Raw genomic sequence first — 23,596 nt, 5'->3', positions numbered from 1 at the left:
TATTTGAATAATAAAGCGATAAAATCCTTCTTAAGAAGTTTTATTAAGAAGGATTTTTTTCTTTGTTTGGTCTTGCTGTGTCAAACTATTGTCACATTTACACTGTGAATAATATGTTAAAATAGTGAGGTTATGTATACATACTTGAAGGAAGAGGGAGTGACCATTTTGGTGGATCAATCAACAAATCAGAAAAGCTATGCTCCTATTGTGATAACGCTTTCTGTAATTGTAAATGCGATTATTTTATTTTTGTTCTTTGGACCTGTTGGCTATGAAGGAGAAGTACATTTTGATGTAACGATTTTACCAATGTTAAACGCGATTTTTAATAGCTTTACGTTCGTATTTTTATTAGCAGCGTTATTCTCTATTATTAAAAAGAATGTGAAAATGCATCGTGGTTTTATCCTTGCAGCATTTACGACAACTTTACTATTTTGTGTGTCGTATTTATCGTATCATTACTTAGCGCCGGCAACACATTTTGGCGGAGAAGGATTCATTAAATATGTGTATTTCATCATTTTAATTACACATATTATCCTAGCAGCAATTATCGTACCACTTGCATTGTTTGCGCTTGTATTTGGTTTTACAAATCAATTAACACGTCACCGTAAAATTGTACGTTGGACGATGCCGATTTGGTTATATGTAAGTTTATCTGGTGTTATTGTTTACTTAATGATCTCACCTTATTACCAATAAAAAAATCTCAGCCTGTAGGCTGGGATTTTTTTATTAAGCAAATATTTTTGTGAAATGAAAAAAATATGGTATACAAAAGTATAGTTGCTTTTCATATAGAAGGGATGGTAAAGAAATATGCAAAATTTTGTATTTCGTAATCCAACGAAACTTATTTTCGGTAAAGGTCAATTAGAACAGTTAAAAACTGAAATTCCACAGTTCGGTAAAAAAGTTCTTCTCGTATACGGGGGAGGCAGCATTAAAAGAAACGGTATTTATGATAATGTAATTTCTATTTTAAAGGATATTAATGCAGAAGTATTTGAATTAACAGGTGTTGAACCGAATCCACGTGTATCAACTGTAAAGAAAGGGATTCAAATTTGTAAAGAGAATGGTGTTGAATTTATTTTAGCAGTTGGTGGAGGAAGTGTAATCGACTGTACGAAGGCAATTGCAGCTGGTAGTAAGTACGATGGAGATGTATGGGATATTGTAACGAAAAAAACATTTGCTAATGAGGCATTACCATTTGGTACTGTACTTACTCTTGCAGCAACAGGATCTGAAATGAATGCAGGCTCGGTAATTACAAACTGGGAAACGAATGAAAAGTATGGATGGGGTAGCCCGGTTACTTTCCCGCAGTTTTCGATTTTAGATCCAGTTCATACTACTTCTGTACCGAAAGATCAAACAATTTACGGTATGGTAGATATTATGTCGCACGTATTAGAACAATATTTCCATCATGGAACGAATACAGAACTACAAGATCGTTATTGTGAAGCTGTTTTAAAAACAGTAATTGAGACAGCTCCTAAGCTTTTAAGTGATTTAGAAAATTATGAGCATAGAGAAACTATTTTATATTGTGGTACTATGGCGTTAAACGGCATTTTAGCAATGGGAGTAAAAGGAGATTGGGCGACTCATAATATTGAGCATGCAGTTTCTGCTGTTCATGATATACCACACGGGGGTGGCCTTGCGATTTTATTCCCGAACTGGATGAAGCATGTTGTAGAGGAAAATGTAAGTCGTTTTAAACAGTTTGCTATTCGAGTATTCAATGTAGAAACAGATGGAAAGACTGATCGAGAAATTGCGTTAGAAGGAATTCAGGCGTTACGTCAATTTTGGACTTCAATTGAGGCGCCAGTAACATTATCTGATTACGCTATTGGAGAAAATGAAATTGATTTAATGGCGGATAAAGCGATGGCGTATGGTGAATTTGGTAACTTTAAAAAATTAAATAAAGATGATGTTTTAAGTATATATAAAGCTTCTTTATAAGTGAATTTAGAAAAGAAACCTATTTGATTGTTTGATCGAATAGGTTTCTTTTTGCTGTTTATAAACGTTTTTGGATGTTTTTGATTATTTTTGATTGTTTACGGTTGATTTTTGTGACCGTTTTCATTATACTGTAATCAAAGAAGAGGTGAATAAAATGTTAACTCCTGAACGTCATCAAATGATATTGCAACTTGTAAAAGAACAGAAAGTTGTAAAATTACAGCAATTAGTTGAAAGAACAGAAAGCTCTGAATCGACAATTCGCCGTGATTTAGCGCAATTGGAAAAGCAAAGGTTATTAAAAAGAGTTCATGGTGGTGCCGCTGTTTTAACAGGAAAAGGGCAAGAACCAACGATGGTTGAAAAATCATCCAAAAACATTCAAATAAAACAACAAATTGCTAAGTATGCGGCTAGCGTTATTGAACAAGGTGATTGTATTTATTTAGATGCAGGAAGTACAACATTTGAAATGATTCCATTTTTAATAAATAAAGATGTTACTGTCGTTACGAATGGACTTATGCATATTGAAGCTTTAGTTGAAAATAATATTCGTGCGTATTTACTAGGCGGAATGATGAAGAGTAGGACGAAAGCTTTAATCGGTGCTATGGCACAGGAAAGTATGCAGAAGTATCGTTTTGATAAATGTTTTTTAGGTGCAAATGGTGTACATGAACAGCTTGGCTTTACAACGCCAGATCCAGAAGAAGCGCTCTTAAAACAAATGGCATTAACATTAGCAAACGAAGGATATTTCTTAATTGATGAAAGTAAGTTTTCAGAAGTTGCATTTGCGAAAATTGCAAATGTTGAAGAAGCAAATATTATTACAAACCATTTAGAAATTGATTTAGAAAAATATAAACAACAAACCAATGTAATTGAGGCTGATAAACAATGATCTATACAGTTACTTTAAACCCATCTATTGATTATGTAGTGCAAGTTTCTTCTTTTGATTTAGGAACAATAAATCGAGCGGAGAAAGATATGAAGTTTCCTGGAGGAAAAGGAATTAATGTTTCTCGTGTTCTTCAGCGTTTAGGTGTTAAAAATATAGCACTTGGATTTACTGGTGGATTTACTGGTCAATTTATTAAAGAGGTATTACAGACGGAAGGTGTAACAACAAACTTCGTCCAAGTAGATGAAGATACTCGCATTAATGTGAAAATAAAAGGGGAAGAAGAAACAGAATTAAATGGCCAAGGTCCTATTGTAACAAAAGAGCAGTTCGAACAGTTAATGAAAAAAATTGAGAGTATGCAACCTGGAGATTGTGTTGTACTTGCTGGGAGTGTACCGGTCTCTATTCCAAGTACCTTTTACGAATCAATTGCTGCGTTTGGAGCTGAAAAAGGTATTCGTGTAGTAGTAGATGCAAGTGGAAGCGCACTGCAACATGTAATTAAAAATAAGCCATTTTTAATTAAGCCAAACCATCATGAACTTGGTGAGTTGTTTGGAGTGGAGCTTTCAACAGTAGAGGACGTTTTACCTTATGGAAGAAAATTAATTGAACAAGGTGTAAAACACGTTATCGTATCGATGGCTGGAGAGGGAGCTTTATTATTTACGGCAGAAGGTATATATGAAGCGACTGTTCCAAGAGGTGTTGTAATTAATTCAGTTGGGGCCGGAGATTCTCTTGTTGCAGGGTTTGTAGGCAAATATGAACAGACAAAAGATATTGAAAAGGCATTTCAATACGGCGTTGCAACAGGGAGTGCAACAGCATTTTCAGCTGATTTATGTAAGAAGGAAAAAGTAGAAGAATTATTGTCGCAAGTAATTGTAGCTAAGCGATAGGGGGAAGCAACATATGAAAATTACAGAACTATTAAAAAGGGATACAGTCATTATGGATTTGACAGCTTCAAATAAAGAAGCTGTCATAGATGAATTAGTTGAGAAATTAAACGGGGCAAATCGTTTAAATAGTAAAACGGAATTTAAAGAAGCTATTTTAAAGCGGGAGTCCCAAAGTACGACTGGAATAGGGGAAGGTATTGCAATACCTCATGCGAAGACAAAGGCTGTTAAACAACCATCGATTTGTTTTGGTAGAAGTGTAAGCGGTATCAATTATGAGTCGCTTGACGGACAGCCAGCACACTTATTCTTTATGATTGCTGCAAGTGAAGGAGCGAATAATACTCATTTAGAAACGTTGTCTCGTTTATCGACATTATTAATGGATGAAGGATTTCGCAAGCAACTATTAGAAGCAAAGGATGAAAGTGAGCTTCTTCAACTATTTGATGAAAAAGAGAATGAAAAAGAAGAAGAGACTGAAGTCGCAAAACCAGAAGGAAATGAACCGTACGTACTTGCTGTTACAGCTTGTCCAACTGGAATCGCTCACACATATATGGCAGCGGATAGCTTAAAAGCAAAAGCGACAGAGTTAGGAATAGCGATTAAAGTTGAAACAAACGGATCAACAGGTATTAAAAACGGTTTAACGAAAGAGGATATTGAACGTGCAACAGCTATTATTGTTGCGGCGGATAAACAAGTAGAAATGAATCGTTTTGCTGGTAAACATGTCATTCAAGTGCCAGTTGCTGATGGGATTCGAAAAACGGAAAATCTGCTTAAGCGAGCTGTCAAACAAGATGCACCAATCTTTAAAGGTGTAAAAGAGGACGGGAAATCAGAAAGTATTGAGGGAGAAAAAGGATTAGGAATTTATAAGCATTTAATGAGCGGTGTAAGTAATATGCTTCCATTCGTTGTTGGCGGCGGGATTTTAATAGCGCTAGCGTTTTCGTTTGGTGGTATAAAGGCGGAAGGTCCTTTAGCTGAATTGTTCATGTCAATTGGTGGAGGAAAAACAGGTGCGTTTTTATTCCTTGTACCAATTTTAGCTGGATTTATTGCAAGTTCTATCGCTGATCGTCCTGGTTTTATGCCTGGTGTTGTAGGTGGATTTTTAGCGGCGAATGCGAATGCTGGATTTTTAGGTGGGTTAATTGCTGGTTTCTTAGCTGGATATGTTGTTTTAGGGTTGAAAAGATTATTTTCAGGACTACCAGTACAATTAGAAGGAATTAAACCTGTATTGTTATATCCAGTCTTTGGATTATTGATTACAGGAGTTGTAATGCAAAAAGTAGTAATTCCGCCTGTAGTAGCATTAAATGAAATGTTGACAGGGTGGTTAAATGGTTTAAACGGTACGAATGCTATATTACTAGGTCTTATTTTAGGTGGTATGATGGCAATTGATATGGGGGGGCCAATTAATAAAGCGGCATTTACGTTTGGTATTGCTGCAATAGAAGCACAGAATTTTGGAGTGCACTCAGCAGTTATGGCTGGTGGGATGGTACCGCCACTTGCGATTGCATTCGCAACTACATTCTTTAAATCAAAGTTTACAGAAGCGGAACGTAAATCTGGTTTAACCAATTATATTATGGGAGCATCGTTCATTACAGAAGGTGCGATTCCGTTTGCTGCTGCAGATCCGGTTCGAGTAATCGTAAGTTGTGTTGTTGGTTCAAGTATTGCAGGTGCGTTATCTATGTTATTCCAAATTACATTACCGGCACCGCATGGTGGATTATTTGTAATAGCGTTAGTAAATAAACCGTTACTATATATTTTCTCTATATTAATTGGAACAATTGTTTCGGCTGTTATGCTAGGTGTTTGGAAAAAGAAAGTTCAATAACAAATAAAAAGAGAGCAGTTTTTAGTAGCTGCTCTCTTTTTATTACAAAAAAATAGGTTAACAATTGAATATTGATGTTTTTGGTAAAATATGTAACGAATTGTGAATTTTTTGTAACAAAAAAGTAACACTGTAATTTTTTCTGGAAAAAAGTTCTTGTGCTCGTATATGAAAAATATATGAAAACCACTGGAGATTGTATGAGGAATACATTTTATTAATATGGAAATTTATGTTACAACTCGTTAATCGTATATTACGAATGCTTTGTAATTGTGTGATTTCTAAAAATTCTAAAAATCTGTTGCTATAATGAAAATACGAAAACAAAGCAAATGGAGGCTATTCATGAAAAAATTATTAGGTATAGCAACAGCAGCAGTTTTTGGTCTTGGGATTTTTGCGGGTTCTGCTAAAGCGGAAACAGTTGTAACAACAGACGTATTAAATGTTAGAGAAAACCCAAATGTAGAGTCAAAGCTTGTAGGTAAAGTGTTCAGTGGGAATACACTAGATGTTATAAATACAGAAAATGGATGGACAAAAATTAAGTTGAACGGTAAGGAAGCGTTTGTAAGTGCCGATTTTACAAAGAGCACATATTATGTAACGGCGGGCGTATTAAATGTTCGTGCTGGAGCGAATACTGATTCTGAAATTTTAGGTAAACTTAATAAAAATGATGTGATTGAAACGACGAATCAAGTTCAAAATGAATGGTTACAATTCGACTACAATGGAAAAGTTGGATATGTTCACGTGCCATTTTTAACAGGAACAGCACCTGTAATCGAAAAGAAAGAGGTTGTAGCTCAAGAAGAAGCGCCAGCTAGAACAAATACGCCAGTTAAAAATAATACAGTAGTTAAGAATAAAGAGTCTGTTAAGAGTAACGATTCTATTAAGAATGTAGAATCAAGTAAACCTGTGGTAAAAGAAAAACCGGCTGCAAAACCAGTTGCAAAATCTACTGAAACAAGTGCGCCTGCTGGTGGTCGTGAAATTACAGTAGAAGCGACGGCATATACAGCAGATCCGAGTGAGAATGGTTCGTATGGTGGTCGTGTATTAACTGCAATGGGGCATGATTTAACAGCAAATCCAAATATGAAAGTAATTGCTGTTGATCCGAAAGTAATTCCGCTTGGATCAAAAGTATGGGTAGAAGGATATGGAGAAGCGATTGCTGGAGACACCGGTGGTGCGATTAAAGGAAATCGTATTGATGTATTAGTCGGTTCAGATGGTAGTGCTAATAGCTGGGGGCGCAAATCTGTAAAAGTGAAAGTTATACAATAGGTTATCGATATTAATATAAAAAGCGGTTGCTTGAAACTATGTAAGCAGCCGCTTTTTATGGATTATTGAAATGGATAAATAGTTTTACCTGTGATAATTTTATATGCACTGCAAAATTGCGTTTGTATATATTCTGTATTTTTATTTTCTGGATGTAATGTTGTTTCATGGAGAGTAGAATGAAAAGCCCGTAGTAAACAATTTAGGGCGAAGTATAATTCCTCTTGTGAACAATTTTGTTCTTTTGTAGAAGTGGCTAAAATGAGGTCTTTTGTCAAAGATGAAAAATTGATGGTGGATTGTTTCATAGTTAACTCATCCTCTCGAAACTATTTTTATCATGTATATGCAGAATTGGACAAACTATGTTCTTTTTTCTGTGTAATTTCATGTACCGAAATGAAAGAACTTGCAATCATGCCGTTAAAATTGGTAAGATTGGGTATAATCAATAGATGGAGTATATTACATAAAGAGAGTTGAATGATATGGGAGAAGTGCAACGTGAAAAAGTTGCTGTCATCATTGGACCAACTGCTGTTGGAAAGACGAAGTTAAGTATCAATCTTGCCAAAGCGTTGAACGGTGAAATTATTAGTGGTGATTCCATGCAGATCTATCGAACGATGGATATTGGAACTGCAAAGGTAACAAAAGCAGAGATGGACGGAATTCCACATTATATGATCGATATAAAAAATCCGGAAGATTCATTTTCTGTCGCGGAATTTCAAGAACGTGTTCGCAAGCATATTCGAGAAATTACAGAACGTGGTAAATTACCAATTATAGTTGGTGGGACCGGTCTTTATATACAATCTGTTTTATTCGATTATCAGTTTACAGATGATGCTGGTGATGTGATATACCGAGAGCAAATGGAAAAGTTAGCTTTAGAACGCGGTGTGGAATATGTACATAAAAAATTGCAAGAAGTAGATCCAGAAAGTGCGGAGCGTATTCATGCAAATAATGCACGACGTGTCATTCGGGCGTTAGAAATTTTCCACATGACGGGTGAAAAAATGAGTGACCAAATTGAGAAACAAGAAAAAGAGTTACTCTATGATGTTTCATTAATTGGCTTGACAATGGATCGAGAAATGCTATACGATCGCATTAACTTACGAGTGGATTTGATGATGGAACAAGGCCTATTAGAGGAAGTAGAAGGGCTGTATAATAGAGGGATACGAGATTGTCAATCTATTCAAGCGATTGGATATAAAGAAATCTATGATTATTTTGAGAATCGAGCCTCTTTAGAAGATGCGGTGTCACAATTAAAGACGAATTCGCGTCGTTATGCAAAACGTCAATTAACGTGGTTCCGTAATAAAATGGATGTCACGTGGTTTGATGTTACAGACGGTGAAAAAACGTCAGAAATTTTACGATACATAGAAGGAAAGTTACAAGTAAAGTCGAATAATAGTAAGTAGAGAAAAAGAGGAGGATTCGACATGAAGCAATCAATCAATATTCAAGATCAGTTTTTAAATCAACTCCGTAAAGAAAATACGTTTGTTACGCTGTACTTATTAAATGGTTTCCAGCTTCGTGGATTAATTAAAGGATTTGATAATTTTACAGTCCTGCTGGAAACAGAAGGTAAGCAGCAGCTTATTTATAAACATGCAATTTCTACATTTGTACCACAAAAAAATGTTTCAATTGAATTAGAATAGTAATGAATTATTGTACATAACAAAAAAGAGCGAGTTTCCTCGCTCTTTTTTTATTTGTCATAAACAATATATGATGAAATTTAAGCGATTCTAAATACAGTAAGGCGGATATTAGTATTTCCTGTCGCAGGGATTGTAATCTCATTAAGAGTAGATTGGACAGAAATTCTTGCACCAGCTGCTAATGTTTCGATTGTAGTAAATGAAAGTGAGTCGCCTATTAAATTTGAAGAGAAATTATCAGTTGCGACTGCTCCATTAATTGAAATGCCTACTCCGAGTGGAGCGCATCCTGGCGCAGTTGTAGAAATGGATACGCTAATTACATAAATACCACCGTTAATAACAGTAACTGTATCTGTGCCGTTGAAGATAATATTGTTTACGTTAATTGCAGTACTAAAAATAAAGTTATTAAATTGCAGTACTGTTTGCTGAATATTGTTTGTTACAACAATTGTTGCTATAGGGAAGCTAGGTCCAGTTGGCCCAGTAGGTCCGGTAGGTCCACCAGAAGGTCCAGTAGGTCCAGTAACTCCTATGCCAGTAGCGCCGGTAGCACCCGTTGGTCCTTGAATGCCTTGAGGTCCGGTAGCGCCCGTGTTACCTTGAACACCCTGAGGTCCAGTAGCACCCGTGTTACCTTGAACGCCTTGAGGTCCAGTAGCACCGGTAGCACCCGTGTTACCTTGAACGCCTTGAGGTCCAGTAGCGCCGGTAGCACCCGTGTTACCTTGAACGCCTTGAGGTCCAGTAGCACCGGTAGCACCCGTGTTACCTTGAACGCCTTGAGGTCCAGTAGCGCCGGTAGCACCCGTGTTACCTTGAACACCCTGAGGTCCAGTAGCGCCCGTGTTACCTTGAGCACCTTGAGGTCCAGTAGCACCCGTGTTGCCTTGAACACCCTGAGGTCCAGTAGCACCCGTGTTACCTTGAACACCTTGAGGTCCAGTGGCACCAGTAGCACCAGTAGCGCCCGTGTTACCTTGAACACCTTGAGGTCCAGTAGCACCGGTAGCACCCGTGTTACCTTGAACACCTTGAGGTCCAGTGGCACCAGTAGCACCCGTGGCACCCGTGTTACCTTGAACACCTTGAGGTCCAGTGGCACCGTAGCGCCCGTGTTACCTTGTAGCACCAGCAGGTCCTTGAGCACCTTGAGGTCCAGTAGCGCCAGTAGCACCCGTGTTACCTTGAGGTCCCTGAGGTCCAGTAGGTCCAGGAGGCCCGCCAGAAGGTCCGGTAGGTCCGGTAACTCCTATACCAGTAGCGCCAGTGGCACCGGTAGCACCCGTGTTACCTTGAGGTCCAGTAGCACCAGTAGCGCCCGTGTTACCTTGAACACCTTGAGGTCCAGTAGCGCCGGTAGCGCCCGTGTTACCTTGAGCACCTTGAGGTCCAGTAGCGCCGGTAGCACCCGTGTTACCTTGAACGCCTTGAGGTCCAGTAGCACCGGTAGCGCCGGTAGCACCCGTGTTACCTTGAACGCCTTGAGGTCCAGTAGCACCGGTAGCACCAGTAGCACCCGTGTTACCTTGAACACCTTGAGGTCCAGTGGCACCAGTAGCACCAGTAGCACCCGTGTTACCTTGAACACCTTGAGGTCCAGTGGCACCAGTAGCACCCGTGTTACCTTGAACACCTTGAGGTCCAGTGGCACCAGTAGCACCAGTAGCACCAGTAGCACCCGTGTTACCTTGAACACCTTGAGGTCCAGTAGCACCCGTGGCACCCGTGTTACCTTGAACACCTTGAGGTCCAGTGGCACCGGTAGCACCAGCAGGTCCTTGAGCACCTTGAGGTCCAGTAGCGCCAGTAGCACCCGTGTTACCTTGAGGTCCCTGAGGTCCAGTAGGTCCAGGAGGCCCGCCAGAAGGTCCGGTAGGTCCGGTAACTCCTATACCAGTAGCGCCAGTGGCACCGGTAGCACCCGTGTTACCTTGAGGTCCAGTAGCACCAGTAGCGCCCGTGTTACCTTGAACACCTTGAGGTCCAGTAGCGCCGGTAGCGCCCGTGTTACCTTGAGCACCTTGAGGTCCAGTAGCGCCGGTAGCACCCGTGTTACCTTGAACGCCTTGAGGTCCAGTAGCACCGGTAGCGCCGGTAGCACCCGTGTTACCTTGAACGCCTTGAGGTCCAGTAGCACCGGTAGCACCAGTAGCACCCGTGTTACCTTGAACACCTTGAGGTCCAGTGGCACCAGTAGCACCAGTAGCACCCGTGTTACCTTGAACACCTTGAGGTCCAGTAGCGCCGGTAGCACCCGTGTTACCTTGAACACCTTGAGGTCCAGTAGCGCCGGTAGCACCCGTGTTACCTTGAGCACCTTGAGGTCCAGTAGCGCCGGTAGCACCCGTGTTACCTTGAACACCTTGAGGTCCAGTAGCGCCAGTAGCACCCGTGTTACCTTGAACGCCTTGAGGTCCAGTAGCACCGGTAGCACCCGTGTTACCTTGAACACCTTGAGGTCCAGTAGCGCCGGTAGCGCCCGTGTTACCTCGAGGCCCAGTGGCGCCGGTAGCACCAGTAGCACCCGTGTTACCTTGAGGTCCAGTAGCGCCGGTAGCGCCCGTGTTACCTCGAGGCCCAGTGGCGCCGGTAGCACCAGTAGCACCTGTGTTACCTTGAGGTCCAGTAGCGCCGGTAGCGCCCGTGTTACCTCGAGGTCCAGTGGCACCGGTAGCACCAGTAGCGCCTGCTGGTCCAGTAGGTCCGGTAGGTCCTTGAATAAACGAAGCGGAATTAACTAGAGCAGTTTGTAATGCTGCTATTAATTTAAGGAGCTCTTGAAGTGTGCAAGGGTCAATTCGGAATAATTTTGTAATGTATAGTAAATAGTTAATGAGATTTTGAAGCTCAATAAATACAGCGCTTGCTACAAAGGTTGGATTTCTTAATATAGTTATTAAGTTTTTAATGATAGCTAACCCTTGTGCTTTCAGGGAGGAAGTAGCGTCTAGTGAACAAATAAATTTACTCAGTAGGTTCAATGTATCGATTAGATCTTCAATATTTTGGGGAGATGGATTTGCGAAAAGTGTTGGGATTATTTTTGTTAAATCAATAATAATCGCACGAAATGTTCTAAGTTGAGCTTTAGTAATTGGGATTGATGGAGTATTTGGGATTCGTCCGGCGCTACTTGGAAAGCATGGTTTGGAGAATTTGTTTTGATTGTCGTTATAACGAGACATTAAATCTCTCCTTTCTCACGAAAATGTGAACGAAACTCATCATAGTAGATGCAGAAATTAGTTAAATGGTCATAGTAAAATCGTTTGTTTAAAGAAAAAATAGAAAAAACGCCTTACAATAAGGCGTTTTTTCTATTTTCTGCGTATTGATAATATCGCTTTAATGAAATTTTTGATTTGAATCCAGCGAGTTTTATAATTTCTGATTCAGGAGTTTCTTTTTTTATTAAGTTTAAAATATAGGTGTTACGAAAATGTTGTCCTGAAATTCCTTTACGTAAATTGGCTCTAGCCACTTCGAGGCGAATCATTTTTTGTATAGCAATTTCCGTTAATGCCTTTGGTGCATCATTTTCATATACCCACCTGTATGTTCCACGGTTAAAATCGAATGCGACAAATAATGGATCATCACTATGGTATTTAGGACGAACTGGTTCCGGGATGCTTTTGTAATAATTATATAGTTGTTTTTTGTCTTCTTTTGCTAATGTAATTGTTCTTTCTACACCTGCGGTTGCTGGGATTGATAATGTGTTAGTTTCAAAGTGAACGTGATGCATTGTTAATGCTGTAAGTTCCTGTAAGGATAAACCGTAGTCAATCAATAGATTTAAAATAGCAATATTGCGATCCATTAATAAGGGGCGCACAGGAAGTTGTTTTTCTGAAAGTCCTTCTAATGAAGTGACTATATACTTTAACCTTTTTTCTTCATCAGGTGAAATGAAATCTTCGTTACGAAGTGTACGGTCTGGTTGAATAGATATCTCCATATTTTTCAATGGATTAGGAATGTTTAGAAAATGATGCATTCTATTTAGTACAATAAATACACGATGCATCGTTTTTTCTGAGTAATGTCGATTCGTTTTTAAATCGGAAAAGTAATCTTCGTAGTCTTTTGTACAAAGTGTAGCCCATATATTACTGGAAGGGAGCTTTTTGTTTTTTTCTAACCAATGTCCGAAGTCTTCAACGTCATAAACATAACGTTTAATAGTTGAGGGTTTTCGGCCTTTATTCAATAAAAAAATAGAAAAGGCTTGTATTGTATCATGGAATTCCGTTGTCTCCATAGTCCCACCACCTTAATTATTTCTTATATTATAGCAAACTTTTCTGAAAATAGGCATTTACAAGGGGGACAGGAATAATAATATTTGGTGAGTGGATAAAATGAGGTGATTGTATGGAACAATCGATGCGAAAGAAAAACAACAATCAAATTAATATTGTGTTAAACCATCGAAAGAAAATTTCTTTGCCAGCCGCAGAAAATAAAACGGTAATTTCAAATGAAACTGCAATTAAACATGAAATGCTGCAGAGAATTGAAGAAGAGATGGGGAAGCTTGTTGGGATGGATGATATAAAAAAGATAATAAAAGAAATATATGCTTGGATTTATGTGAATAAAAAAAGACAAGAGAAGGGATTGAAGTCAGAGAAGCAAGTACTTCATATGCTGTTTAAAGGGAATCCAGGTACAGGGAAGACAACTGTTGCTAGAATGATAGGGAAATTGCTGTTTGAGATGAATATTCTATCGAAAGGCCACTTGGTTGAAGCTGAACGTGCTGATCTTGTAGGAGAGTACATCGGCCATACAGCTCAAAAAACAAGAGACTTAATAAAAAAAGCAATGGGAGGTATTTTGTTTATTGATGAGGCGTATTCTTTAGCTCGAGGAGGAGAGAAGGACTTTGGAAAAGAAGCAATTGATACGCTTGTAAAACATATGGAAGATAAACAACATGGTTTTGTATTGATTTTAGCTGGATATTCAAGAGAGATGAATCACTTTCTTTCATTAAATCCAGGGCTGCAATCTCGTTTTCCATTTATTATTGAATTTGCGGATTACTCGGTAAATCAGTTGTTGGAAATTGGGAAAAGAATGTATGAAGATCGTGAATATCAGTTATCGAAAGAGGCTGAATGGAAATTTAGGGATCATTTACATGCTGTAAAGTATTCGTCGCAAATTACATCGTTTAGTAATGGGCGGTATGTACGGAATATTGTTGAAAAATCAATTCGTACACAGGCGATGCGGTTGTTGCAAGAAGATGCCTATGATAAAAATGATTTAATTGGAATATCGAGTATGGATTTGATGCTCGAAGAGGAGACGCACAGTACATAAACTGTGCGTCGATTTTTGTGTATAAGTTCGTTTACTCTTTTTTTTCTTTTTCTTGGTGTACTTCATGGAAGTGTTCCATTTTAGCGCTCTTTTCGTGTGCTGAATTAGGATCGTGTCCAAATTGATTTACTGAGCTTTTTTGAGCTCCTTTATTAACGTGGTTTGTCATTTGTATTCACCTCACTTTAAAAATTAGTATAAACATTATATAAAGAAAAAATCGTTAGAAAAGAAAAACCTCTTTACGATATGTAAAGAGGTTAGATTGCTATTTATGGATTGAACGTTCTTTCGTTTCGATACGTCTGTGTGGTAAATGCCATTTGTAATGAATAGAAACCATGCGGAAGCAAACAATTAAAATGAATAAAATGTAAAGAGCCCAATCGCTAACAATAATTTGAGCGCCAATTAAAAAACCTGCTAAAATTGTCCAAAAGGCATATACTTCAGCTCGAAGAACGAGAGGTTTCCTGCGGGCTAAAAGATCGCGAATGATACCGCCGCCAATACCAGTTAAAACAGCTGCTACAATTGTGGCGCTAATTGGTAAATTTAATTTTTGGGCATATAATGCTCCTTGTACAGCAAATGCTGATAAGCCGATAGCGTCAGTGATATTTTCCCACTTTTTCCAATGTCTAATTAACTTATTTGGAAAAAGAAAAATAATAGTCATTGATAAAAGTGCGATTTGGAATAACATGTCTTGTTGCCAAAACGCGACAATCGGATAACCGATTAATAAATTACGAAGGGCACCTCCCCCAAATGCGGTTGCCATTCCTAAAATATACACCCCGAAAATATCATAATCCTCTTCCATTGCAACAATGGCTCCGCTTAGTGCGAAAGCGATTGTGCCTATGATGCTAAAAATCTCCCATGCCATGAATTTTCTCCCCCGCTAACTAGATGAAATGTGCTTCCTCTGCTATTATATTAGAAGGTTTAAATTTCGAAAAGGATGAGTGAACATATTTGATGGAAGAAAAAGAAAAAGTCATATTAGTAGGCTGTCAATTGCCACAAGATGATGATGAAAAATTTATGCATTCCATGAAAGAGCTTGCATCACTAGCGAAGACTGCACGAGCAGAATTGTTAGTGTCAACAACGCAAAAACGACCAAAGTTTCATCCGGCAACTTACATAGGTAAAGGGAAATTAGAAGAGCTTACAATGTTAACTGAAGAATTAGAGCCGGATGTTATTGTATTTAATAATGAATTAACGCCGAGTCAAATTCGGAATTTATCCTCAGTATTAAATGCGAGAGTAATTGATCGAACGCAACTAATACTGGATATTTTTGCGCAACGTGCGAAGTCGAGGGAAGGTAAGCTTCAAGTAGAATTAGCTCAGTTGCAATATACAATGCCGCGTCTTATGGGGCAAGGATTGTCCTTATCGCGTCTTGGTGGTGGTATTGGAACGAGAGGACCAGGTGAGACGAAATTAGAGACGGATCGTCGTCATATTCGATCCCGTATTGATGAAATAAAGAAACAACTTGCAGTTGTTGTGGAACATCGAAAAAGATATCGTGAGAGAAGAAAAGATAATAAAGTATTTCAAGTTTCGTTAATAGGGTATACAAATGCAGGGAAATCGACACTGTTTAATAGATTAACGGAAGCTGATACGTTTGAAGAAAACCTTCTGTTTGCAACATTAGACCCAACGACGAGGAAGATGCCGTTACCTTCTGGTTATACAGTATTACTAACTGATACTGTTGGTTTTATACAAGATTTACCCACTTCATTAATCGCTGCTTTTCGTTCGACACTGGAAGAAGCGGGGGAAGCAGATGTCATTTTACATGTAGTTGATTCCGCGGATCCTAACTACATAGGGCATGAAAAAACAGTAAAACGATTATTATCAGAACTTGAAATTAACCATATTCCTATTATTACGTTATATAATAAAAAAGATGAATTACATCAAAACTTTATTCCGTTTCCGAAAAGTGATTTCTTAATGACTAGTGCTTTTGAAGAAAGTGATTTATTGCGTATAAAAGAAGCGATAGAAACGAAGATGAAGAAAGAAATGGATTGTTATCGAGTGGAAATCCCTCCGAGTGAAGGTAAGTTGTTAACGCTTTTAAAGACGGAAACTCTATTAGCAAAGATGGAGTTTCTAGAAGATAAATTTGTATATGATTGTGCAGGGTATATTTTTACTCATTCATCGCTTAATGTGCAATTAAAGAGATTTTTAGTGGAAGAAGGAGAAAATAAAAATGTTTGATCGTTTGAAAAATGGAGAAAAAATTGCTCCAATTGTAAAAGAAGTAGAGAGTCAGATTACAGAAGTACATAAACGTGCGGATGAAGTGATTGAAAGCAATCAGTTTCGTGTATTAGAAAGTTTTCGGAAACATAAAATTAGTGACTCGCATTTTAACCCGACAACAGGTTATGGTTATGATGATATTGGCCGTGATACGTTAGAAAAAGTGTATGCTGATGTATTTGGGGCGGAAGCTGGACTTGTTCGTCCGCAAATTATTTCAGGTACTCACGCTATCTCTACAGCGTTATTTGGTATTTTACGCCCGGGAGATGAGTTATTGTATATCACTGGGAAACCGTATGATACGTTAGAGGAAATTGTTGGTGTACGTGGGAAAGGTGTAGGTTCATTTAAAGAATATAATATCGGTTACAATGCAGTTCCGCTAACTAGTGCTGGGCTTGTTGATTTTGAGGCTGTTGCAGCGGCGATTCATAATAATACGAAAATGATCGGTATTCAGCGTTCGAAAGGTTATGCTACTCGTCCATCGTTTACTATTTCTCAAATTAAAGAGATGATCGCGTTTGTTAAAGAAATTAAACCTGATGTTGTTGTGTTTGTAGATAACTGTTATGGCGAGTTTATTGAAGAGCAAGAGCCATGTCATGTTGGTGCAGATTTAATGGCGGGTTCGCTTATTAAAAACCCGGGCGGCGGAATTGTTAAAACTGGTGGTTATATTGTCGGGAAAGAACAGTATGTTGAAGCGTGTGCATATCGTTTAACGTCTCCGGGAATTGGTGCGGAAGCTGGAGCGTCTTTATACAGTCTGCAAGAAATGTATCAAGGGTTCTTCTTAGCGCCACATGTTGCAGGACAAGCGCTGAAAGGTGCAATTTTTACAGCTGCGTTTTTAGAAAAGTTAGGAATGAACACGTCACCAGCGTGGAATGCGCCAAGAACAGACTTAATTCAATCGGTTCAATTTGATGATAAAGACCGTATGATTGCCTTCTGCCAAGCGATTCAATATGCATCTCCAATTAATTCGCATTTTACTCCGTATGCAAACTATATGCCAGGTTATGAAGATGATGTAATCATGGCGGCGGGAACGTTTATTCAAGGTGCAAGTATTGAATTGTCTGCTGATGGTCCAATTAGACCACCGTATGTTGCGTATGTGCAAGGTGGCTTAACGTATTCGCATGTTAAAATTGCGATTTGTTCTGCGATTGACGAATTGATTGAAAAGAATTTATTAATAATTTCTTAATGGGAAGCTGTCGATTTTGGCAGCTTTTTTCGTATAAAAGTAATGATTTATGCGATTAGAAAAAAGAATGAAAAAATTCATAAAAAAATTATAAAAAATCATGTAAGAAAAGCTAACATCTATTGACACTAAACATAACATGGTATAAAATGAGAAGCAGTTAAGGCGAAGGAGGAACTGAAAAATGAAAGAAGATAGACGTTCTGCCCCGCTGTTTCCTATTGGTATTGTTATGGATTTAACACAATTGTCTGCACGTCAAATTCGCTACTATGAAGAGCATAATCTTGTTTCTCCAACCCGTACAAAGGGGAATCGTAGATTATTTTCATTTAACGATGTAGATAAGTTGTTAGAAATTAAAGATTTGTTAGATCAAGGCCTGAATATGGCTGGTATTAAACAAGTGTTACTAATGAAAGAAAATCAAACAGAAGCAGTGAAAGTAAAAGAAGAAACGAAAGAAATTTCAAAAACTGAGCTTCGCAAAATACTTCGAGATGAACTACAACATACAGGTAGATTCAATCGAACTTCATTGCGACAAGGTGACATTTCAAGATTTTTTCACTAAAGATAACTGATTCTGAAGGCGATTAGAGGGACTAAGGAGGAATTTATAATGTCTAGATACACAAAAGAAGATATTTTCCGTTTGGCGAAAGAAGAGAATGTAAAGTATATCCGTTTACAATTTACGGACCTTTTAGGGGTAATTAAAAACGTAGAGATTCCAGTGAGACAATTAACGAAAGCTCTTGATAACAAAATGATGTTTGATGGATCTTCGATTGAAGGTTTCGTACGTATTGAAGAGTCTGATATGTATTTATATCCTGATTTAGACACTTGGGTAATTTTCCCTTGGACAGCTGAAAAAGGTAAAGTAGCTCGACTAATCTGTGATATTTACAATGCAGATGGCACTCCATTTGATGGAGACCCACGTAACAACTTAAAACGTGTGTTAAAAGAAATGGAAGCTTTAGGATTTTCAGACTTCAATCTTGGACCAGAGCCAGAATTCTTCCTATTTAAGGTTGATGAAAAAGGAAATCCAACATTAGAACTAAACGATAACGGTGGATACTTCGACCTTGCGCCGATGGATCTAGGGGAAAACTGTCGTCGTGATATCGTTCTTGAACTTGAAGAAATGGGATTTGAAATTGAAGCATCTCACCATGAGGTTGCTCCAGGACAGCACGAAATTGACTTTAAATATGCAAATGCAATTCGCTCATGTGATGACATTCAAACATTCAAACTTGTTGTAAAAACAATTGCTCGTAAACATGGTTTACACGCAACGTTTATGCCAAAACCACTATACGGTGTGAACGGTTCAGGTATGCACTGTAACTTATCATTATTTAAAAATGGTGAGAACGTATTCTTTGATGCAAACGGTGACTTACAATTAAGTGATGATGCTCGTCACTTCATCGCAGGTATTTTAAAACATGCACCAGCATTTACAGCGATAGCAAACCCAACTGTAAACTCATATAAACGTCTAGTACCTGGATATGAAGCGCCTTGTTACGTAGCATGGTCTGCACAAAACCGTAGTCCGTTAGTACGTATCCCTGCATCTCGTGGTATTAGTACACGCGTAGAAGTGCGTAGTGTTGACCCAGCTGCAAACCCATATTTAGTAATGGCTACATTATTAGCTGCAGGTCTTGATGGGATTAAAAACAAATTAACTCCACCAGCAGCAGTAGATCGTAACATCTATGTAATGACAAAAGAAGAGCGCGAAGAAGCAGGTATCGTTGACTTACCAGCAACATTAGCGCAAGCATTAGTTACATTACAATCTAATGAAGTAGTATGCGGTGCACTAGGAGAACACTTACTTGAGCACTTCATCGAAGCGAAAGAGATTGAGTGGGATATCTTTAGAACACAAGTTCACCAATGGGAACGCGATCAATACATGTCTCTATACTAAGAGGCTTGAACCCTTGATACAACTCGTATCAAGGGTTTTTTAATTCCCTATTATTACAATTTTATGTGGTTGCAAAATGAAAAATAGCCACATAAAAGCCAATAATTAATAACAAGTAGTGATATCATAGAAAAACATTATCAGATAAACGTAAGTTTTATATAATTTATGAACTAAAAAAGCCTTGATACTACGGTATCAGGGCTTTTTTAGTGAAGTTATTGGATATATTAACTACTAGATAATGGATTGTTTTTGGTTATTTTAAATCATGTTACTAAGAAAATCTTTTCAAAAGAATTGATTTTATCTTTTTTAAATCACTTGTGCTATAACTTAATAATTCTTTACTGCCTGTACAACGCGACCAATTATTTTTACATCTTCAGCTGAAAGGTCGTAAGTTTTTGGTTCGTGGATAGGGTCATTACTCAATGGTATTAAAGTAATGATGCTTCCGGATTTTGAAATCTTTTTCACGGTAGCATCATAACCATTGACTTTTACAACAGCAATTTGTCCGTTTTCAACATAAGGAGTTTCCTCTACTAAAACATAAGAACCATCAGGGAATTCGAGATTCATGCTAGTGCCTTTTACAGTAAGATAAAAATACTTTTTACGTTTGTTTAAAAATGTACTCAGCATGGGTAAATAGCCTTCGATATTTTCTTCAGCGAATATTGGTGTACCAGCTGCTACAGAACCAATGATAGGAATATGAAGAATGTTTGATTGATCGTTTTGGATGGTTTCATAAATAGAAACTTCTTCTTTAACAGTATTGTCCTCTTGAGTTGCGAGTCTTTCTAAATCATCAGTAGTAATTCCTAATCCCTTACAAACTTTTATGACATTATCAACAGACGCTTTACCAATCCCTCTTGATAACATGGATTGCAGTGTTGTGGGGGGGAGACCTATTTTTTCGGCGAAGGCTCTTTTGCTATAGCCAGCTTCTTTTATTAAGCGTGTTACAACCTCTGCTTTTTTCATTACTTTCACCATCTTTCTTATTAAAATGTATACGATATTGCGTATTTCTGTATATATCATAACCTAACTAAAATTGTTAGTAAATAGAAAAATATACGAAATTGAGTATTTAAATACGTTTTTTTGTTGACTAAATACGAAACTGAGTTTATATTTAAATGGAAATGAACGCAATATCGTACAAAAAACAGGTGGTGAGTCAATGTATCCGAATTTGCGTGCAGAGATGGCGAGAAAAAGAATTATGATTACACAAATTTCTTCGCATCTGAAACTTCGCCACGCAACAGTGAGCGACAAAATAAATGGTAAATTTCGTTTTTATTATGATGAAGCTTTTGAAATTAAGAAAACTTTTTTTCCAGAACATAGTTTGGAATATCTTTTTGAATTTGAAGAAAATGAAGCGAATTGAAATCGGAGGAAATTTACTTAAAATGTAACCCTATAATCGAATTATTGAATGATGATTTAATAAGAGGGTTCATATCAAAGTATTTAATTTAAATTCCGATAACTAGTTAATTTGTAAAAAGAAAGTAAAGAATTATGCGTAGTGCGAAATTATCTCAATGCAATAAAGATAGTCCAAAATTAGTAGTGAGGAGGAGATGAGGATGGGGCAATTAATTGACTCATCAGTACATAGTTCATTAGTATTTGAAGTTAATGGCAAAGTAGTAACGGATAGTTTGATAATTGCGAAGATATTCAAAAAAAATCACTTCGACGTTTTGAAGGAAGTTCGAAAACAAATTGTATATGTAGGTGAAGAGTTTGGAGGAGAAAATTTTCACGAGTCCACTTATTTTAATTCAAAGAATAGGCGAATCCCTAAATATGATTTAACAGAAGAAGCATTCACGTTACTTGTTATGGGATATACCAGTAGAGAAGCGGTTGGAATGAAAATCAAATTTATGAAAGAGTTCAAACGAATGAAGCAATATATACAAAATCAACAAAATGTGCCAAAGGATCCAATGGGGGTTTTAAAGTTAACATTTGCTGCGTTAGAAGGACATACTCAGGAGATACAAGAGATAAAGTCTGAGGTGAAGGGTTTGCGAGAAAATACGCCGCTTTATGCTATCGAGTGTGAAGAGATAACAAGGGCTGTAAAAAGGTTAGGTGTTATGTTATTGGGAGGTAAAAATTCAAATTCTTATCAGGATATCGGTCTTAGAAGGAAGTTATATAGAGATATTTATAGTCAGTTACATCGGGAATTTGGTGTGAATAGTTATAAAGCTATTAAACGTTATCATTTGGATAGAGCAATACAAATGATTAATGAAGAATATTCAATTCCAACTGTTTTAAATGAAGAAATTACAGTTAAAAACTCACAAATAAATATGGCAGACATTCAGTAGGAGGAAAGAACATGCAAAGAAAGATTTTAGTAATTACTAGCAGTTTAGCAGGGTTACCAACTGTCAGTGAATTTAAAACAAAAGAAGATGCAAAAGAGCAGGTTAGAAAGCTTATTCAAAAAGGAATGAGTCAAAATGTGATTCGTATAACACAAGAAATTCCAATGAATATCGAAATCCAAGTGGATGTTGAACTTGAGGAATAAGAGAGGTTTAGAAGAAAATAGATATGGATAGCATGATTGTTTTGAATGAATGCATAAGAAAAGAATCCGTTGCAGCGGATTCTATAAGAAAAAATATCTCTAGATAAGTATAACATTGAATACCGTTTTTGAGAATTGATGAGGTGGCTAGTATGGGGATTATTCGAGTGAAAAAAGATAGTAATTATTCCGTTATAAATAATACTGGTTTAAAAGATGAAAGGTTGTCATGGAAAGCGAAAGGAATCTTAGCCTATGCGCTTACATTACCAGACGATTGGACTTTTCATATTAGCGAATTAGCTCGACATGCTAAGGATGGAGAAGATTCGCTCCGTACAGGTTTTAAGGAATTAAAAGAATTAGGTTATGTAAAACGTTATCCTGTTCGTGATGGGAATACGAAAAAAATTACAAGGTGGGATACGGAAATTTACGAAACGCCACAAAGGAACATGCCACAAATGGAAAACCAAGATGTGGTAAAGCCATATGAGGAAAATCAGAAACTACTAAATACTAATAGACTAAATACTAATAAACGAAATAATAATGATGATATGGATAAATTAGAATCTCGTGTATTCATCAATGAGAGGGTTAAAGTAAGTTGTAACTTTATTAAGGGGATGGGCATTCCGTTAAGTGAAATTGCAATTGCAGAGTTGGGGAGTTTTTGTAATTTGTTTAGTGGGGAGTTAATTCAGCATGCAATTAATAAAGCCGTTGATGAGAATGCGCCAAGATGGAACTACATTAAGGCTATATTGAGGAATTGGAAGGAGCAAGAAGTTAAAACATTAGTTGATGTGGCCATACTAGATAGACGTTTCGAAATGAGCAAGAAAAAGAAATATAACGGGACAGGTAGGAAGTATTCAAATAGAAAAGAGATTGTACCCGATTGGTTATATAAAGATGATGAATCAACAAATCTAGAAGAGGAAAGAAAAACCGTGCAGTCTACTGATGAAGAGCGTGAGAGATTACAAGAAGTGTTAAATAAATATAGGTCATAAGAAAAAATGCTAGATGATTTACAAGTAATAAAGATTGAAAAGGCTAATAAGCATATTCATGCTATTAAATTAGTATTAAGAGACTTTGTAAAAAGAACGGAAGTGGGTGAATCAGTAAGTGTTCGAATGGCTCAAAGATTATAAGAAGTTAGAAGAAGAAATTGCTTATTTAGAATACAACTTAGATAAATCAAAAGCCGAATTGAAGCGTTGGATTAGCGGTGATTTGCAAAATGTAAGATTAACCGCTGAATCGGAAGGGGCTAAGGTAGAAGGGCGGATTGAAGCAATTGAATATGAATTAGCTCATAAAATGAATGAAGAGTATGATTTAAAGCTTTTGATTAATAAGTTTACAGGACTGGATCATCAAATACTTAAAATGAAATATGTTGATGGAATGACTTTAGAGCAAATTGCGTTTGAATTACATTATAGTACAGGCTATATACGCCGAAAACATGCTGAAATAAGGAAGATTGTCAAGTTTTTAGATGGATTTTAGTGTT

Annotated in this window: 25 protein-coding genes and 2 pseudogenes; 18 read left to right on the top strand and 9 right to left on the bottom strand. The window is 37.4% G+C overall.

The features are described from left to right. Nucleotides 1-168 precede the first annotated feature (168 nt). The 6 genes from NST90_RS17420 (at nt 169) to entD (ending at nt 6,979) form a co-directional block, all read left to right on the top strand. Nucleotides 169-711: a DUF420 domain-containing protein gene (locus NST90_RS17420; RefSeq protein ID WP_000228315.1), complete on the top strand. Its 543-nt coding sequence runs from the start codon at nt 169-171 to the stop codon at nt 709-711. A gap of 117 nt (nt 712-828) precedes the next feature. Next, nucleotides 829-1,992, top strand: coding sequence for an iron-containing alcohol dehydrogenase (locus tag NST90_RS17415; protein WP_025708990.1), 1,164 nt, complete (start codon nt 829-831; stop codon nt 1,990-1,992). Between the two features lie 157 nt (nt 1,993-2,149). Continuing rightward, a complete protein-coding gene (locus NST90_RS17410; protein WP_016123256.1) occupies nt 2,150-2,902 on the top strand; it encodes a DeoR/GlpR family DNA-binding transcription regulator in 753 nt (250 codons plus the stop codon). Next, on the top strand, nt 2,899-3,810 hold the full coding sequence (pfkB, locus tag NST90_RS17405) for a 1-phosphofructokinase (protein WP_006922254.1): 912 nt from the start codon (nt 2,899-2,901) through the stop codon (nt 3,808-3,810). Before NST90_RS17410 ends, pfkB begins: the two co-directional genes overlap by 4 nt. A 13-nt stretch (nt 3,811-3,823) precedes the next feature. After that, nucleotides 3,824-5,680: a PTS fructose transporter subunit IIABC gene (locus tag NST90_RS17400; protein WP_006922259.1), complete on the top strand. Its 1,857-nt coding sequence runs from the start codon at nt 3,824-3,826 to the stop codon at nt 5,678-5,680. Between the two features lie 348 nt (nt 5,681-6,028). Continuing rightward, entirely contained in the window at nt 6,029-6,979 is a 951-nt protein-coding gene (entD, locus tag NST90_RS17395; RefSeq protein WP_046392959.1) for a cell wall-binding protein EntD, read from the top strand. Between the two features lie 62 nt (nt 6,980-7,041). Here entD and NST90_RS17390 read toward each other — a convergent pair whose 3' ends face one another. Continuing rightward, a complete protein-coding gene (locus NST90_RS17390) occupies nt 7,042-7,287 on the bottom strand; it encodes a hypothetical protein (protein ID WP_000814429.1) in 246 nt (81 codons plus the stop codon). A gap of 180 nt (nt 7,288-7,467) precedes the next feature. Between NST90_RS17390 and miaA the strand changes: the two genes are divergently transcribed. Together miaA and hfq are read left to right on the top strand one after the other, a co-directional pair. Continuing rightward, nucleotides 7,468-8,421: a tRNA (adenosine(37)-N6)-dimethylallyltransferase MiaA gene (miaA, locus tag NST90_RS17385; protein WP_061113309.1), complete on the top strand. Its 954-nt coding sequence runs from the start codon at nt 7,468-7,470 to the stop codon at nt 8,419-8,421. Nucleotides 8,422-8,442: 21 nt separating this feature from the next. Next, the gene (hfq, locus tag NST90_RS17380; RefSeq protein WP_000813896.1) at nt 8,443-8,667 is read left to right on the top strand and encodes an RNA chaperone Hfq; all 225 of its coding nucleotides are present in this window, start codon (nt 8,443-8,445) and stop codon (nt 8,665-8,667) included. Between the two features lie 80 nt (nt 8,668-8,747). On the opposite strand, the gene NST90_RS17375 is transcribed toward hfq, so the two are convergent. The 5 genes and pseudogenes from NST90_RS17375 to NST90_RS17355 all read right to left on the bottom strand — a co-directional run bounded on the left by NST90_RS17375 (nt 8,748) and on the right by NST90_RS17355 (nt 12,940). Continuing rightward, a complete protein-coding gene (locus tag NST90_RS17375; protein ID WP_232481218.1) occupies nt 8,748-9,092 on the bottom strand; it encodes a Gly-Xaa-Xaa repeat protein in 345 nt (114 codons plus the stop codon). 113 nt (nt 9,093-9,205) lie between these two features. Further along, entirely contained in the window at nt 9,206-9,850 is a 645-nt protein-coding gene (locus tag NST90_RS17370; RefSeq protein WP_339200299.1) for a hypothetical protein, read from the bottom strand. Between the two features lie 1,105 nt (nt 9,851-10,955). Next, nucleotides 10,956-11,390 (bottom strand): annotated as a pseudogene (locus NST90_RS17365) (hypothetical protein); the annotation flags it as partial. A gap of 78 nt (nt 11,391-11,468) precedes the next feature. Continuing rightward, a pseudogene (locus NST90_RS17360) lies at nt 11,469-11,861 on the bottom strand (collagen-like repeat preface domain-containing protein); the annotation flags it as partial. A 113-nt stretch (nt 11,862-11,974) separates the two neighbouring features. Next, nucleotides 11,975-12,940: a site-specific integrase gene (locus tag NST90_RS17355; protein ID WP_000450326.1), complete on the bottom strand. Its 966-nt coding sequence runs from the start codon at nt 12,938-12,940 to the stop codon at nt 11,975-11,977. A 113-nt stretch (nt 12,941-13,053) separates the two neighbouring features. On the opposite strand from NST90_RS17355, the gene spoVK reads away from it, so the two are divergent. Beyond that, a complete protein-coding gene (gene spoVK, locus NST90_RS17350) occupies nt 13,054-14,010 on the top strand; it encodes a stage V sporulation protein K (RefSeq protein WP_000438174.1) in 957 nt (318 codons plus the stop codon). Between the two features lie 31 nt (nt 14,011-14,041). On the opposite strand, the gene NST90_RS17345 is transcribed toward spoVK, so the two are convergent. Both NST90_RS17345 and NST90_RS17340 read right to left on the bottom strand, forming a co-directional pair. After that, the gene (locus tag NST90_RS17345; RefSeq protein WP_046392956.1) at nt 14,042-14,179 is read right to left on the bottom strand and encodes a hypothetical protein; all 138 of its coding nucleotides are present in this window, start codon (nt 14,177-14,179) and stop codon (nt 14,042-14,044) included. A 99-nt stretch (nt 14,180-14,278) separates the two neighbouring features. Then, a complete protein-coding gene (locus NST90_RS17340) occupies nt 14,279-14,902 on the bottom strand; it encodes a trimeric intracellular cation channel family protein (protein ID WP_000312266.1) in 624 nt (207 codons plus the stop codon). Between the two features lie 92 nt (nt 14,903-14,994). Here NST90_RS17340 and hflX point away from each other — a divergent pair, with 92 nt between their 5' ends. The 4 genes from hflX (at nt 14,995) to glnA (ending at nt 19,490) form a co-directional block, all read left to right on the top strand. Beyond that, on the top strand, nt 14,995-16,269 hold the full coding sequence (hflX, locus tag NST90_RS17335) for a GTPase HflX (RefSeq protein WP_000391407.1): 1,275 nt from the start codon (nt 14,995-14,997) through the stop codon (nt 16,267-16,269). After that, on the top strand, nt 16,262-17,533 hold the full coding sequence (locus tag NST90_RS17330) for an aminotransferase class I/II-fold pyridoxal phosphate-dependent enzyme (RefSeq protein ID WP_283748318.1): 1,272 nt from the start codon (nt 16,262-16,264) through the stop codon (nt 17,531-17,533). The genes hflX and NST90_RS17330 overlap by 8 nt, the downstream gene beginning before the upstream one ends. Nucleotides 17,534-17,717: 184 nt before the next feature. Beyond that, nucleotides 17,718-18,107, top strand: coding sequence for a transcriptional repressor GlnR (glnR, locus tag NST90_RS17325; protein WP_000656783.1), 390 nt, complete (start codon nt 17,718-17,720; stop codon nt 18,105-18,107). 48 nt (nt 18,108-18,155) lie between these two features. Next, nucleotides 18,156-19,490 (top strand): type I glutamate--ammonia ligase, encoded by a 1,335-nt coding sequence (glnA, locus tag NST90_RS17320; protein WP_000092763.1) that lies wholly within the window; start codon nt 18,156-18,158, stop codon nt 19,488-19,490. A 336-nt stretch (nt 19,491-19,826) separates the two neighbouring features. Here the strand turns inward: glnA and NST90_RS17315 are convergent, their stop codons facing one another. After that, nucleotides 19,827-20,486 (bottom strand): XRE family transcriptional regulator, encoded by a 660-nt coding sequence (locus tag NST90_RS17315; protein WP_033692152.1) that lies wholly within the window; start codon nt 20,484-20,486, stop codon nt 19,827-19,829. Between the two features lie 202 nt (nt 20,487-20,688). On the opposite strand from NST90_RS17315, the gene NST90_RS17310 reads away from it, so the two are divergent. From NST90_RS17310 to NST90_RS17290, 5 genes are all read left to right on the top strand, one after another. Next, nucleotides 20,689-20,901, top strand: coding sequence for a hypothetical protein (locus tag NST90_RS17310; RefSeq protein WP_000283431.1), 213 nt, complete (start codon nt 20,689-20,691; stop codon nt 20,899-20,901). Between the two features lie 202 nt (nt 20,902-21,103). Beyond that, a complete protein-coding gene (locus NST90_RS17305) occupies nt 21,104-21,862 on the top strand; it encodes a phage regulatory protein (protein ID WP_006920058.1) in 759 nt (252 codons plus the stop codon). 11 nt (nt 21,863-21,873) lie between these two features. Continuing rightward, on the top strand, nt 21,874-22,068 hold the full coding sequence (locus tag NST90_RS17300) for a hypothetical protein (RefSeq protein WP_001189065.1): 195 nt from the start codon (nt 21,874-21,876) through the stop codon (nt 22,066-22,068). Nucleotides 22,069-22,220: 152 nt separating this feature from the next. Then, nucleotides 22,221-23,087, top strand: coding sequence for a DnaD domain protein (locus NST90_RS17295; RefSeq protein WP_033696536.1), 867 nt, complete (start codon nt 22,221-22,223; stop codon nt 23,085-23,087). A 118-nt stretch (nt 23,088-23,205) separates the two neighbouring features. Further along, nucleotides 23,206-23,592 carry a DUF1492 domain-containing protein gene (locus NST90_RS17290; protein ID WP_000464425.1) on the top strand — a complete coding sequence of 129 codons (387 nt, stop codon included), beginning with the start codon at nt 23,206-23,208 and terminating at the stop codon, nt 23,590-23,592. Nucleotides 23,593-23,596: the final 4 nt, after the last annotated feature.

This window comes from Bacillus sp. FSL E2-8900 (assembly GCF_037966225.1).
Taxonomy (GTDB): domain Bacteria; phylum Bacillota; class Bacilli; order Bacillales; family Bacillaceae_G; genus Bacillus_A; species Bacillus_A cereus.
This window is presented reverse-complemented; position numbering and strand designations above follow the sequence as displayed.

Bases quoted from the DNA above. Each gene is read 5' to 3' on its own strand.
- NST90_RS17415 (WP_025708990.1), top strand. From the start codon at position 829: ATGCAAAATTTTGTATTTCGTAATCCAACGAAACTTATTTTCGGTAAA.
- NST90_RS17410 (WP_016123256.1), top strand. From the start codon at position 2,150: ATGTTAACTCCTGAACGTCATCAAATGATATTGCAACTTGTAAAAGAA.
- pfkB (WP_006922254.1), top strand. From the start codon at position 2,899: ATGATCTATACAGTTACTTTAAACCCATCTATTGATTATGTAGTGCAA.
- NST90_RS17400 (WP_006922259.1), top strand. From the start codon at position 3,824: ATGAAAATTACAGAACTATTAAAAAGGGATACAGTCATTATGGATTTG.
- entD (WP_046392959.1), top strand. From the start codon at position 6,029: ATGAAAAAATTATTAGGTATAGCAACAGCAGCAGTTTTTGGTCTTGGG.
- NST90_RS17390 (WP_000814429.1), bottom strand. From the start codon at position 7,287: ATGAAACAATCCACCATCAATTTTTCATCTTTGACAAAAGACCTCATT.
- miaA (WP_061113309.1), top strand. From the start codon at position 7,468: ATGGGAGAAGTGCAACGTGAAAAAGTTGCTGTCATCATTGGACCAACT.
- hfq (WP_000813896.1), top strand. From the start codon at position 8,443: ATGAAGCAATCAATCAATATTCAAGATCAGTTTTTAAATCAACTCCGT.
- NST90_RS17355 (WP_000450326.1), bottom strand. From the start codon at position 12,940: ATGGAGACAACGGAATTCCATGATACAATACAAGCCTTTTCTATTTTT.
- spoVK (WP_000438174.1), top strand. From the start codon at position 13,054: ATGGAACAATCGATGCGAAAGAAAAACAACAATCAAATTAATATTGTG.
- NST90_RS17345 (WP_046392956.1), bottom strand. From the start codon at position 14,179: ATGACAAACCACGTTAATAAAGGAGCTCAAAAAAGCTCAGTAAATCAA.
- NST90_RS17340 (WP_000312266.1), bottom strand. From the start codon at position 14,902: ATGGCATGGGAGATTTTTAGCATCATAGGCACAATCGCTTTCGCACTA.
- hflX (WP_000391407.1), top strand. From the start codon at position 14,995: ATGGAAGAAAAAGAAAAAGTCATATTAGTAGGCTGTCAATTGCCACAA.
- NST90_RS17330 (WP_283748318.1), top strand. From the start codon at position 16,262: ATGTTTGATCGTTTGAAAAATGGAGAAAAAATTGCTCCAATTGTAAAA.
- glnR (WP_000656783.1), top strand. From the start codon at position 17,718: ATGAAAGAAGATAGACGTTCTGCCCCGCTGTTTCCTATTGGTATTGTT.
- glnA (WP_000092763.1), top strand. From the start codon at position 18,156: ATGTCTAGATACACAAAAGAAGATATTTTCCGTTTGGCGAAAGAAGAG.
- NST90_RS17315 (WP_033692152.1), bottom strand. From the start codon at position 20,486: ATGAAAAAAGCAGAGGTTGTAACACGCTTAATAAAAGAAGCTGGCTAT.
- NST90_RS17310 (WP_000283431.1), top strand. From the start codon at position 20,689: ATGTATCCGAATTTGCGTGCAGAGATGGCGAGAAAAAGAATTATGATT.
- NST90_RS17305 (WP_006920058.1), top strand. From the start codon at position 21,104: ATGGGGCAATTAATTGACTCATCAGTACATAGTTCATTAGTATTTGAA.
- NST90_RS17300 (WP_001189065.1), top strand. From the start codon at position 21,874: ATGCAAAGAAAGATTTTAGTAATTACTAGCAGTTTAGCAGGGTTACCA.
- NST90_RS17295 (WP_033696536.1), top strand. From the start codon at position 22,221: ATGGGGATTATTCGAGTGAAAAAAGATAGTAATTATTCCGTTATAAAT.